At 65.3% G+C, this 12392-nt stretch carries 14 protein-coding genes; 4 read left to right on the top strand and 10 right to left on the bottom strand.

Annotated elements, in window-relative coordinates; all coding sequences use genetic code 11:
• A complete protein-coding gene (locus ACQPYH_RS02505) occupies positions 1-891 on the bottom strand; it encodes a tyrosine-type recombinase/integrase (protein ID WP_432885939.1) in 891 nt (296 codons plus the stop codon).
• Between the two features lie 224 nt (positions 892-1115).
• On the opposite strand from ACQPYH_RS02505, the gene ACQPYH_RS02500 reads away from it, so the two are divergent.
• Together ACQPYH_RS02500 and ACQPYH_RS02495 are read left to right on the top strand one after the other, a co-directional pair.
• A complete protein-coding gene (locus ACQPYH_RS02500) occupies positions 1116-1529 on the top strand; it encodes an HAD family hydrolase (protein WP_432894306.1) in 414 nt (137 codons plus the stop codon).
• A 134-nt stretch (positions 1530-1663) separates the two neighbouring features.
• Positions 1664-2257, top strand: a complete 594-nt coding sequence (locus ACQPYH_RS02495) for a hypothetical protein (protein ID WP_432885936.1) — start codon at positions 1664-1666, stop codon at positions 2255-2257.
• A 101-nt stretch (positions 2258-2358) separates the two neighbouring features.
• Here the strand turns inward: ACQPYH_RS02495 and ACQPYH_RS02490 are convergent, their stop codons facing one another.
• The 9 genes from ACQPYH_RS02490 to ACQPYH_RS02450 all read right to left on the bottom strand — a co-directional run bounded on the left by ACQPYH_RS02490 (position 2359) and on the right by ACQPYH_RS02450 (position 9163).
• Positions 2359-3318, bottom strand: coding sequence for a hypothetical protein (locus tag ACQPYH_RS02490; RefSeq protein ID WP_432885934.1), 960 nt, complete (start codon positions 3316-3318; stop codon positions 2359-2361).
• 67 nt (positions 3319-3385) lie between these two features.
• Complete coding sequence (locus ACQPYH_RS02485) at positions 3386-4351, bottom strand: hypothetical protein (RefSeq protein WP_432885932.1); 966 nt, start codon at positions 4349-4351, stop codon at positions 3386-3388.
• A gap of 292 nt (positions 4352-4643) precedes the next feature.
• A complete protein-coding gene (locus ACQPYH_RS02480; RefSeq protein ID WP_432885929.1) occupies positions 4644-5045 on the bottom strand; it encodes a VOC family protein in 402 nt (133 codons plus the stop codon).
• Positions 5046-5077: 32 nt separating this feature from the next.
• Positions 5078-6223: an RNA polymerase sigma factor gene (locus ACQPYH_RS02475; protein ID WP_432885926.1), complete on the bottom strand. Its 1146-nt coding sequence runs from the start codon at positions 6221-6223 to the stop codon at positions 5078-5080.
• Positions 6220-6630 carry a YciI family protein gene (locus tag ACQPYH_RS02470; protein ID WP_432885923.1) on the bottom strand — a complete coding sequence of 137 codons (411 nt, stop codon included), beginning with the start codon at positions 6628-6630 and terminating at the stop codon, positions 6220-6222. The genes ACQPYH_RS02475 and ACQPYH_RS02470 overlap by 4 nt, the downstream gene beginning before the upstream one ends.
• Before the next feature lie 15 nt (positions 6631-6645).
• Entirely contained in the window at positions 6646-7080 is a 435-nt protein-coding gene (locus ACQPYH_RS02465) for a VOC family protein (RefSeq protein ID WP_432885920.1), read from the bottom strand.
• A 94-nt stretch (positions 7081-7174) separates the two neighbouring features.
• A complete protein-coding gene (locus ACQPYH_RS02460; protein WP_432885918.1) occupies positions 7175-7714 on the bottom strand; it encodes an AAA family ATPase in 540 nt (179 codons plus the stop codon).
• Entirely contained in the window at positions 7704-8372 is a 669-nt protein-coding gene (locus tag ACQPYH_RS02455) for a response regulator (protein WP_432885915.1), read from the bottom strand. The genes ACQPYH_RS02460 and ACQPYH_RS02455 overlap by 11 nt, the downstream gene beginning before the upstream one ends.
• Positions 8369-9163, bottom strand: coding sequence for a sensor histidine kinase (locus tag ACQPYH_RS02450; RefSeq protein WP_432885913.1), 795 nt, complete (start codon positions 9161-9163; stop codon positions 8369-8371). Before ACQPYH_RS02450 ends, ACQPYH_RS02455 begins: the two co-directional genes overlap by 4 nt.
• Before the next feature lie 139 nt (positions 9164-9302).
• Here ACQPYH_RS02450 and ACQPYH_RS02445 point away from each other — a divergent pair, with 139 nt between their 5' ends.
• Positions 9303-10010 (top strand): ABC transporter ATP-binding protein, encoded by a 708-nt coding sequence (locus tag ACQPYH_RS02445; RefSeq protein ID WP_432885910.1) that lies wholly within the window; start codon positions 9303-9305, stop codon positions 10008-10010.
• Positions 10007-12334, top strand: a complete 2328-nt coding sequence (locus ACQPYH_RS02440) for an FtsX-like permease family protein (protein ID WP_432885907.1) — start codon at positions 10007-10009, stop codon at positions 12332-12334. Before ACQPYH_RS02445 ends, ACQPYH_RS02440 begins: the two co-directional genes overlap by 4 nt.
• Positions 12335-12392: the final 58 nt, after the last annotated feature.

The raw sequence follows: 12392 nt of genomic DNA, 5'->3' as shown, positions 1-12392 counted from the left end.
TCAAGGCCCGGTTTCGGACCCCAGAGGCATGCACGACAGAGGGGCCGGACGCTCAGCGTCCGGCCCCTCTTCATGTCCCGGGGTCTCAACGAAGGTCTCAACAGGACTCTCAGGCAGGCACGAGAACCCCACCCGCTGCCTCGTCCGGTCGTCCTCCTCCCCCGCCTCGGTGTCTGCCCAGAGCAGTCCGCCGACGCGTTCGGCAATGTCCATGCGGACCGGCGCGGTGACGTGCTGGTACCGCTTGACCATGGCTGACGAGGACCAACCCATCACGTCCATGACTGCCCGCTCTGGCACGCCGAGCAGCAGCAGAACCGTCGCGGCCGTGTGGCGGGCATCGTGCAGTCGACCGTCACGGATCCCGGCAGTCGCCAGCATCGCTTTCCACTCCCGGTAGTCCATGTTCGGGCTGAGCGCCTCCCCGGTTCGCTTGGCGAACACCCAACCCTCGTCCTTCCAGAGCTGCCGGGCACGTGCCCTTTCGGCGACCTGCTCCTTCCAATGCGCCTGCAGAACCTTCGTCAGCTCCTTCGGTAGCCCGATCGTCCGGCGACACGCCCGCGACTTCGTCGGCGCTGTGTCCGGCCGAGCCTGCTGACGCTTCGGACAGAACCCGGGTTTGCGGCCGCACGGTTCCTCGTCGCAGCCGTGCTTGTACTTCGGCCGGTTCAGGCTCCGTCGCACCCGCAGAACCCCAGTCTTCATGTCGACATCCGACCACTTCAGTCCCAGCGCTTCTCCCTGACGCAATCCGAGCGCCAAGGCGATTGCCCACCGCGCACTGTTCCGGTGCTTGTTCGCCTCAGCCAAGATCGTCTTGATCTCGGCCACGGTGTACGGCTCGATCTCGTCCTCTTCCTCCAAGTCCAGCCGGGGCGGAATCGCCAATTCGGCCGGGTTGTTCGCCGTCAGCGCACCCCGTTTCTCGGCTTCTCCCAGTGCTCTTCGAATGGTCCGGTGCGCCTGATGAGCTGTGCCCGGCGCGATTCGACACGACATTGGCGAGGCTCTGCGCCAGGCCGCGGGACCTCACGAGCTGCTGCTGGCAGCCGCGGATGATCCACGGCTCGCTGCCCGGCTTGAGAAGGCTCTACAGACCGCCGAGCTGAGAGCTGTGGAAATCGGCCCTGGCTACTCCAGGCGCGGCAGAGTCTCTCGCCGCCTGCCAGAGCACCGGGAAGCTGGTAGCGATCGTGAGCAACAACTACGCCGAGGCCGTTACGCGCTACCTCGCCCGCAATGGACTGGCGGGACTGGTGGCCCACGTCGAGGGACGCGACCCCTCCGACCCGACGCTGATAAAGCCCAGCCCACATCTGATCAAGAACGCAGCGGGAGCCCTCGGTGTGCAGGCAGCGCCTTGCGTCTTCATTGGTGACCAAACCAGTGACATTGCAGCTGGGCGGAGCGCTGACGCACACACGATCGGCTACGCCAACAAGCCCGGTAAGGCTGACGCGCTGGCCGTTGCCGAGGCCGATGTTGTGGTGGCGACGATGATGGAAATAGCAGCGGCGATGCGCTGACCGAGGTCGAACAAGGAGTGCGCTCTCTCCCAGGCACCCCGACCCATATATGCGTTTGAAATATGCTACCGCCTAGCAGCGGATGACGCGCTATCTGTTCAGACCCTAACGGCCTCGACCGCTATGCTCGCCTAATGATTCGTGCAAGCGCATCGGGGATGTTCGGGTCAATCGGCGGGTGGACCAACCTTCTGCAGGGTTTGGGCAGTGCTGTGGTGAGTGGCGTCGTCGCCGCGATCACCGCATACATTGTTGTGCGGCTAACTCATCGTGCCGACCGGCGACTAGCGACGGATGTGGAGGCCCGCGCAGCTGCCCGGGAAATTCTCACCGTCACGTCAAGGCTACCGAGAGAACTGCAGGCTTGGGCCTCAACCGACCGCAAGGGCAAGGATCGGCTGGAGCGCATGGGATCGGATCTTACGCTGCTGCGATATGACCTCCTGGCAATCCTCAGTACCCACACGACATCGATCAAGGCAGTCGACAAAAGCTTCGCTAACTCGCTGTCACACAAGGCCAATGACCTCATGGCCGCCGTCGAAGCGATGGGAGAGACGATCTCGGGGTTCGCGCAGCTAGCTGCCGATGGCCAATCCAAGACCGAGGGTGATACCGCGGTCTTGGAGGCGGTCCAACGCGAAACTGCGCGCCGGGCCAAGGAAGTCCTCCAACTCACGATCGATGTGACGAACGAACTCAGAGATTGGCTCGTCAATCGCAGGTAACTCCGACTGCGGGCCGCCCCACCGCAGGCCCGATCGAGAACAGCACCAAAGCACCAGGTGTGAAACCGCCGGCGAACCACAACTATTCGACACCAACGACGCTATTGAACCTTATCGGGACTGCCCGATCCGTCAGCCGAATCGTCAGTCGGCAACTCGGGAAACATCGGACGCCCAAGGAACCGTTCAGGGTCTGGCCGGTGCTCCGTGAAATATTTCGTGAGGAATACACCCTCATCATTGACGAACCACGCCAACTGCCACGTGCTGCCATCAAATAGATAAGCAATCTGATGCGTTCCCGGGGAGGCTCCCTCATTGAGCGCACCTGCAACCTCTGCCAGCATTCCGGCTGAGTCGAGCGCAGCCTGAACCTCGCTTATGTCATCATCACCTGCAGCGAATGGGATAAATCCGCTGACCCGCCTGTCGTCGTCTAACTCGAAGGATATTGTCACGTACGGGTCCCGGTCTGCATCTCGCGCCTTGCGCGACGTTCGCTTGAACCAGGCGACAACCGCCTCAGCTGCCGCCTGGCCAAGGCGTTCCAGGAAGCTGCCCATGAACTTGGCGGCTCCCCACGCCACCGGCACGACCAGGACCCACTCAAGAGGCGGTAGATCAGCCCACTTGTGCGACTTCCAAACGGGCAGGGGACTTTCGTCGACTGCATCCCGCCACACTTCCGGGTCGAAGTTCCGGGCCTCCGCGCTGATCGACACGGTCAGTATCTCGGGCGCGCCATGCTCGGCCAGCACCTCGGGCCGGAAGGGGTCATCAAAATCAACCTTGGCGACGTACTGCTGCAAGAACTCTCCATAGAGCAGGAGCTGCTGCTCACCGTCTTCCAAAGTTTTGACCTCACCGTCCGACCATCTGCCGACCGGCGGGAGCATGTTGAGATGTTCGATATTCATCGCGATGAAGGATTCGCGAGCCTGCCGAGCCATGCCCTCCAACGCCTCCGGAGCGAATGCGACCCGCTCACCGGTCGTGAGTTGCACAACGCGCGTAGACGGTCCGTGCGCGACGATGCGACCACGCTCGAAATTCTGAGTCACTGGGAGTCCCTCCATCTCGCAAGGCAAGTCTGCCAGTTCGCACGCACCGGATCGGTCCGAGGACCCTTCAGATGCCGCTGACGCCAATGGATGGCGCAAGCCGGATGTTCAGTCCGACCACCTTCTCTAGCAGGTCGTGCGTGAGCGTGACAGCCTTCACAGCATCTTCGTACGTTGGTGCAGCGACACCGTGGATCCACTTGTTTCTCTTGCCACGCACCTCACCGATCACTTTGCTGAGATCAGCGGGTATCACTCCAGCCAGCGTCATGGTCTCCACAATTATGGACGCAGTGAAGTCCCGCCCTGCCCAGAGATCGCGACGCTTCCTATCCACGGATAGCGAGAGGCGTGACGCCTGAGTCTCAGCATACTCCCTCCACCATGAATCAATCAGAGACTCACAAACGGTCCATGCCGTAGCGACAGCCAGGTCAAAGTCATGGCCTTTACAGGCAACCAGAGCGTGGTTCATCAACACCACAAGATCCAGCACTTTCTCATGCTCATTTAACAACACATCGTCAAGGAGATTGCAAGCTGCGGCAATCATCGAGTCAGAACAAACGCCATTTCGATGCCGGATAACGAAACCATGCCCAGGGACCGTCGGTAGGTTCGGCCCTGACCAACTCATGCCGGAATCTGATTCACTGAAGTGCACTAGATCCTGATGCGTAACGCGGAATCCACCGTAGGTTATGTTCGCCTCTTCGACAGTGGCTGAATGCAAACACAACGCAAGCGCATTGATTATCTGTACGCGCTTTTTGACAGCTTCGATGACGGCCGGGAAGTAGCGCCCGCTCTCAACCCGCTCTCGCACCATGGCATCTGACATCGCCGAGAAGTCGATGCTCAACAACGCACCTGCGGTCGCCTCTACCTTGAGACCAGACCTCAATTCCCAGTGACCTACTGGCGAAACAAACTCGGTGTAGCCCATGGTCCCACGCGCTTGCACGTCCGGGCTCGGTTCTCTGACCAACCATCGGTTCTCGGGAAGGACCAGCCCACTCTTCGTTGCTGCCATCGCAGCAATGTACTCGGGCTGCCCGAGGGACGTGACGGGAGGCGTCGACCGCCAGCGAAAAGGTCTCAAAGTGGGCCTCATCCGCCATCGTCCATGACCGTTCGCCACAGGACGTGGCCCACTCGATCCAGACTTGTGAGCTCGTCCCGGACCGCGCTGAACGTCGCGATGCGGTCTTGGAAGGCGTGTTGGGGCAACCCCTCACGAGTTCGAATCTCGTATCCTCCGCCAATCTCTTTGAGGCGAGAACGACAGAGGGGCGGACGCTCAGCGTCCGGCCCCTCTGCATGTTCTAGAGGCACAGGCAGAAGGGGTTGCCGTGGGGGTCGAGCATTACTCGGACGTGGGGCTGGGGCTGGTGGTCGGCGAGGGTTGCGCCTGCTTGGAGGGCCCAGGCGACGGCCTCGTCTAGGTTGTCTACGTTGATGTCGAGGTGCATCGTCGCGTTCTGATGGCCGGGCTTGCTTGGCCAGGTCGGTGGCTTGTGCTCCTGATCGGACTCGATGTTGATGCCGAGGAGGGTCCCGTCGGGCTCGCCCTCGGGTGGGTGGAGCTGGGCCCAGCCGCCCTTTGGGCCCTCGTCGACGATCTGCCAGCTGAGTAGGCGCTCGTAGAACCTGGCCAGCTCCCCGGCATGAGGAGCCGGTGCTGCCGTGATCGTGACGGCCCCGATTCGCATTCGCGGTTGCGTCATGCCGCGACGGTACGCCTGTTGCCGCGCGGCCCTCAGCTGCGTATTTGGGTGTTGAGGCGGGCGGCCTGGCGGGTTAGGTGGTCGCGTTCGGGGAGGTTGGGGGCTGTGCGGGCGGCCTCGGCGTACAGGCGGGCTGCGGTGGCTGGGTCGCCTGCGCGTTCGTGGAGGTAGGCCGCGGCGGCGGTCCACCGAGGTAAGGCGGGGTCCAGGTCGGCCAGGGCGGCTAGGCCGGCGTGTGGGCCGTCTGCCTCACCTAGTGCGACGGCGCGGTTGAGGCGGGCTACCGGGTTGTCGGTGAGGCGCACCAACTCGTCGTACCACTCGACGATCTGCACCCAGTCGGTCTCCCCGGCGGTCTGAGCGTCGGCGTGGAGGGCAGCGATGGCGGCCTGGGCCTGGAACTCGCCCAGGCGGTCGCGGGCTAGGGCAGTCTGAAGTACGTCGACGCCCTCGGCGATCAGACTGGTGTCCCACAGGCTGCGGTCCTGCTCTGCGAGCGGTACGAGGCTGCCGTCGGCGCGGGTCCGGGCTGGGCGCCTGGCGTGGTGGAGCAGCATCAGTGCGAGCAGGCCGGCGACCTCCTCGTGGTTGGTCATGGCCGCCAACTGCCAGGTGAGTCGGATTGCCTCGGCGGCAAGGTCTACGTCGCCGGAGTACCCCTCGTTGAAGACCAGGTAGAGCACACGGACCACCGTGGCGACGTCACCGGGCTGGTTGAAGCGGACGCTCGAGACGGTCCGCTTGGCCCGGCTGATGCGTTGCGCCATCGTTGCCTCGGGCACCAAATACGCCTGCGCGATCTGACGTGTGGTCAGGCCCCCGACCGCGCGCAGCGTCAGTGCGACCGACGATGCCGGGGTCAGGGACGGATGGGCGCACAGGAAGTACAGCTGGAGCGTGTCATCCAACGCCCCGCCCGGGCCGGGTGTCGGCTCGGACTCGACCCGTTCCTCGCGGTGCCGACGCGAGTTCTCGGCGCGGGTGGCGTCGAGGAACTTGCGCCAGGCAACAGTCACCAGCCAGCCCTTGGGATCCCGCGGTGGGTCGTCCGGCCAGACGCGGACGGCCTCGACCAGGGCGTCTTGTACGGCGTCCTCGGCCGGCGCGAAGTCAGCGCCGCGCCGTACGAGGACACCGATCACCGCGGGCACGAGGTCCCGCAGCAGTTGCTCGTTCACTCGGTGACCGTGGGCGGCTCGCCCCAGAACGGCCGCACCTCGAGCCATTCGTGGAGCGGCTTGCCACCGGGGCCGGGGGCCGCCGACAGCTCACTCGCCAACTCCACCGCGCGATCCCACGACTCCACGTCGATGACGTACCAGCCGGCGATCAGGTCCTTGGTCTCCGCGAACGGTCCGTCGGTCACGGGCGGCTGCCCCTCCCCGCCGTACCGCACGAAGGCACCCTCGGGCGTCAGCGCCTGCATGTCGACGAACTCGCCCGTCTCCTCCAGCCGGGCACCGAAATCGCTCATGAACTGCACGTGTGCGTTGACCTCGTCCGGCGTCCACTGGTCCATCGGACCGACGTCCACAACGGGGGCCGGGCCGCCCTGGTAGTGCTTGAGTAGCAAATACTTGGCCATCAGATTCTCCCTGGATCAGTTGAGCTGTTCGGCGAGGCCGACGATGATTCCGCCGAGGGCGCGGACGTAGCAGAGCCGATAGCTGTCGCCGTACTGCACGACTTCAGCGACGAGCTCGGCGCCGTGTTTGCGCAGGCGGGGCAGGAGCTCCTCGATGTTGTCGACGCGGTACATGACGCGGTGCATGGCGACGCTGTGGTACGGCGCGTTCTCCGGTACGGCGGGACTCGCCACGGGCGTCAGGTACTGCGACAACTCGAGCCGCCCGTGCCTGCCGGGAATCCGCATCATCGCGATCTCGCAGCGGATGCCGTCGATCCCGACCGTCTTGTCCGCCCACGGCCCCTCCACCTGCGTCCGCCCCTCCAACTCCAGCCCGAGCTCGACGAAGAAGGCGACGGCGGCATCCATGTCCTCAACAACAATGCCGACGTTATCCATCTGGATCATGACGGTGACTCTCCTAGCCTCTCGCGACCTCTTACACCCCCGGGACGGAGCCACGCCCCACGTTCTCGACATCCTCACCCGAAGATTTCTGGAATTAGTTCACGCGGGCGCGGTGGTGGGAGTGGGTGAGGATGTGGTGGGCGGTTTGGGTGGGGGTTTGGGAGGAGGTGTCGAGCCACCAGCCGGTGGTGCCGAAGTCGTGTTTCATGGTGGCTTCGAGGGTTTCGTAGTCGTCGAAGTCGAAGCGGTCGGCTGGGTCCCGGATGGTGTTGCGGTGGCGGCAGGTGTCGATTCCTGGGGACAGGACGACGAAGAGGACCTGACGGGGTGCGAGCAGGTCGAGGAAGAAGTCGAGCTTCTCGCGGGACGGGACCATCGCGTCGATCAGTGCGGTGAAGCCGGCGTCGATGAAGTTGTTTGTGACTGCGCACAGGTTGCGGTGCAGGAGTTCCACCTGGCGGGCTGCTTCGTCGGCGGGCTCGCCGAGGGCCCAGACGAAGCCGTTCACGATCAGCTGGTTGAACTCGTCGCCGCCGAGTCGGGCCGATCGTGGCAGCTGCTCGGCGACCAGTCTGGTGACGGTCGACTTGCCGGCGCCGGGCATGCCGGTCACCAGGATGCAGCTAGCGCTCATCGCGGCTCCCCGGGGAGATCAGGCCGGTTTCGTAGGCGAGGACCACGGCTTGGGCTCGGTCGCGGAGAGTCAGTTTGGCGAAGATGCGGGCGACGTGGGTCTTCACGGTTGCCTCGCTCAGGGCGAGTTCCGTGGCGAGCTCGGCGTTGGAGAGGCCTTGGCCCATCAGGGTGAGGACCTCCAGTTCGCGCGGCGTCAGGCTGGTCAGGTCGCGGTGGATGGCTGGTTGCGCAGCGGCCGGTACGGCGAACCGTTCTACCAGGCGGCGAGTGATGGACGGGGCCAGGAGCGCGTCGCCGGTGGTGACCAGGCGTACGGCGGCAGCCAGGTGCTCCGGCGTGACGTCCTTCAACAAGAAGCCGCTGGCCCCGGCGGCAAGGGCGGCGTACACGTAGCGGTCGAGGTCGAAGGTCGTGAGGATCAGCACGCGGCAGTCGGTCGGGCCGGCGAGGATCCGGCGGGTGGCCTCGAGGCCGTCCATGACCGGCATGCGGATGTCCATCAGTACGACGTCCGGGCGCAGCCGTCGTACGGCGTCCACCGCCTCGGCGCCGTCCGCGGCCTCGCCGACGACCTCGATGCCGCGGGCTTTGAGGATCATCTGGAAGCCAGTCCGCACCAGCGCCTGGTCGTCCGCGATCACCACTCGGGTAGTCATGGGCGCTCCAGCGGCAGCTTGGCGCGGACCCGGAAGCCGCCGCCAAGACGACGCCGGGCGTCCAGGTCACCGCCGTACACGGCCACCCGCTGCTTCAGACCGAGCAGACCGCGGCCGCCGCCTTCCGGAGTGGGCGGCCGACCGCCGGTCAGGATGCTGGGCCCGCTATTGAGGATCTCCACCCGCAGAGCATGAGGCGCGTACCGGACTGTCACCTCAGCCTTCACACCGTCGCCGTGCCTCAGTGCGTTCGTCAGCGCCTCCTGGATGATCCGGTACGCCGTGACGTCGAGGCCCGTCGGAAGTGGACGAGGCTCACCGGACACCCGCACTTCGACAGGTAGTCCAGCAAAGGCGATCCGATCGATCAGCTCGCTGAGCCGGCTCAGACTCGGCTGCGGCGACAGGGCCTCGTCGTCCTCACCTGAGGCCTTCGGCGCGAGCAGACCGAGTAGGTGGCGCAACTCAGCCATCGTGTCGCGCCCTGCCGCCTCTACTGCGAGCAGAGCCGCCTCCGCATCACCCGGCGAGGTTGCCAGAACCTGCCGCGCCGCACCGGTCTGGATGACCATCACGCTGACGTTGTGGCTCACGATGTCGTGCAGGTCATGCGCTATCCGCGCCCGCTCCGCGTCGACTGCGCTGCGGGCCGCCGTCTCCCGTTCGCGCTCCAGCAACCACCCGCGCTCCTCCAGCGCCCGGGTGTGGGCACGCCGCGCCCGGAAGAGCGCTAACGCAAGCACACCGGCCAGCACGGCCAGTACCGCGACGAGCAGCCACAGGAGGGTCACAGCATCCACTGTCCCAAAGCTGTTCGGCAAAGCGCATCATCCGCTCGGCTCACGCCGTACATCTGCAGGATGACGGCCCGCGGAGATTACGTCGGCAGGGTGACGTCAGTGGCGGCCGAGCGGCCCTAGCGTGAGCAGCATGACGGAGGACCTAGGCAACGAACAGGCGGTCGTACGGCTCACCGCCGTACGCAAGGAGTACGGCGAATCGGTCGCGCTCGACGGTGTGACGCTGGAGATCCACGCCGGTGAGGCGGTCGCGGTCATGGGACCGTCCGGCAGCGGCAAGTCGACACTGCTCAGCATGGTGGCCGGACTGGACCGGCCGACCTCAGGAGCCGTCGTGGTGCACGGCGACGACCTGGGCTCGCTGAACGAGAAGGGGCTGGCGCTGTTCCGGCGCCGTCGAATCGGCATGATCTTCCAGTTCTTCAACCTGCTGGACGACCTGTCCGCGCTCGACAACGTCGCACTGGCCGCGCAGCTCACCGGTACGTCGGCCGCGCATGCACGGAAGCGTGCGCTCGAGCTCTTCGAGGAGCTGGGCATCGGTGACCGCCGCAACACGTACCCGGCGCAGCTGAGTGGCGGTGAGCGACAGCGTGTCGCGGTCGCTCGCGCATTGATGAACCGTCCAGCGATTCTGCTGGCTGACGAACCCACAGGCGCGCTGGACACCCGTGCCGGCGAGCAGGTGATGGACCTTCTTCTGGACCTCAACCAGATCGGTCAGACGCTGCTACTGGTCACCCACGACCAGCAGCTCGCCACGCGGTGCGCCAGCCGGGTCATCGACTTCGTCGACGGGCAGATCGCCGGCGAGCGCAGTCTGGAGCGTACGTCGTGAGTGCCGTCTGGCCGGTGTCGCGCGCAGCGGTACGCCGACGCCGTGTGCAGACCGTGGTGATCGGCGTCGTCGTACTGCTATCCACCACGATGATCGTCGTCGCACTGGGGTTGCTGGCCGCTTCGAGCGGTCCGTTCGACCAGGCGTACTCGCGGCAGAGCGGTGCGCACCTGGTGGCGTCGTACGACCCGGCGAAGGTCACCGACAGCCAGTTGACGAAGGCTGCGTCGGCTGCCAAGGCGTCAGCCGGACCCTTCGCGATGGCGACGCTCGACGTGAGCTCCAGGATCAGCGGCATACCGCAGTCTCTGGTGACGGTCGGACGCGCGGACCCGGGCGGAGCGGTCGACCGGCTGAACCTGTGGAAGGGGCGCTGGGCGACCAAGCCTGGTGAGATCGTCCTGAACCGCAACCCCACTGAGTCCGAGGGCCATGGAGCACCAACTCTCACATCGACCATGAGCGTGGCCGGTCAGACGCTGACGATCGTCGGGTTCGCATACAGCGTGAGTCAGTCTGCGGATGCGTGGGTCGCACCGGCGCAGATGACGTCGTTGAAGCCGACAGCCACGCAGATGCTGTACCGCTTCGCTCAGGCGGCGACGAACGAGCAAGTGTCTGCCGGTCAGGCCGCGGTGACGTCCGGACTGCCCTCCGGTGCGTTGGTCGGCAGTCAGTCGTACCTCGGGCTGCGCGCACTCGCCACTGGTGAGCCAAACACGTTCGTACCGTTCTTGATGGTGTTCGGCTGGCTGGGGCTGGCAGTGGCGGTACTGATCGTCGCCAACGTGGTCAGTGGCGCTGTGGTCTCCGGCTTCAAGCACATCGGCGTACTCAAGTCGCTCGGGTTCACGCCGACGCAGGTGATGGCGGTGTACCTGACGATGATCTCCATCCCAGCGATCGTCGGATGTGCCGGCGGGACTGTGCTGGGCAATGTGCTCGCAGAGTCCTTGCTGACAAGGGCATTCGAGAACTACGGCGCCGAAGGCATCACCGTCCCGCTCTGGGTGGACGTGGTCGTCGTGCTCGGCGTACCGGTGCTGGTGGCGCTGTCTGCTCTTCTGCCTTCGCTGCGCGCACGGAGTCTGTCAGCGGCCGAGGCGATCAGTGCGGGCAGTGCACCGCGGGCCGGACGGGGGCTGCGGGTACAGGGATGGCTCAGCGGCACCCGGCTGCCGCGGTCCGTGTCTCTTGGGCTGGGGCTTCCGTTCGCACGGCCCGCCCGTACGGCGTTGACGCTGGCGGCCGTCGTCCTCGGGGTGACCAGCGTGACGCTGGCAGTGGGGCTGGGGAAGTCGCTGACGGAGTACCAGACTGTATCGAGTCGGGCGGGGGCGGTTGACCTGGCGCTGTTCGCTCAACCGACGGGCGACGGACCACCGCCCGGTGACCCTGATGCACCACCAACACCCAAACTGAGCGACGCGGCGGACGAGGCGCTGGTGCGGTCTACCGCGGGCGCAGAGTCGGTGACGGCAAGTGCGAACCTTCCGATGCGGCTGGCCGGCACCAGTACTGACCTGCAGGTGTCCTTCTACCGTGGGGATTTCGAGCAGGTTGGGTATCGGATCCTCGACGGGCGCTGGTTCGACGGTCCGGGCGAGGTGGTCGTGTCCGAGCGGTTCCTGCGGCAGCGGGGACTGGCTGTCGGTGACACCATCTCGCTGCAGTCGCAGGGGAAGACCGTCCGGGCGACGATCGTCGGGAAGGCGATGTACAACTCGGGCGACGAGGTGCTGTCCAACTGGCAGACGCTGGTGCTGGTCGCTCCGAAGCTGCGGGCCTCGCTGTACGAGATCAACGTCAAGCCCGGCACCAACCTGGATGCGTTCGTACAGGCGGTGCAGAAGGGAGACCCTGGTCTGATCGAGACCGATGGGCAGAGCGCAGGCAGCTTCGTGGCGATCGTGCTGGCGACCGTCATCCTGCTCACTCTGATGCTGGGGACCGTGGCTGCGTTGGGCGTCTTCAACACGGTCATCCTCAATACCCGTGAGCGCCGCCGCGACCTCGGCATGCTCAAGTCGATCGGCATGACCCCGTTACAAGTGACCGGCATGGTCGTCACCTCGATGGCCGCCTTGGGCGCAATCGGCGGCCTACTGGGCATCCCGCTCGGCATCATCGCCCACCGACTGGTCGTCCCCGCGATGGCGAACGCCGCCCAGGTCGAGATCCCGTCCTTCATGCTCCACGTCTATCCATGGTCTCTGCTGGCCCTCCTGATCCTCGCCGGCATCTTCATCGCCGCCGCCGGCGCCTACTTCCCGGCCCGCACGGCAGCCCAGACCACGATCGCCAAGGTCCTGCACAACGAATGAAAACTGTCGGAAGGCCTTGATAGGAAGGCTTTCATGGGAGACAGACCGCGAGTGGTGG

The sequence above is a fragment of the Kribbella sp. CA-245084 genome, assembly GCF_050942355.1.
Taxonomy (GTDB): domain Bacteria; phylum Actinomycetota; class Actinomycetes; order Propionibacteriales; family Kribbellaceae; genus Kribbella.
The sequence above is the reverse complement of the archived record's forward strand: the minus strand, read 5'-3'. Positions and strand labels throughout refer to the sequence as shown.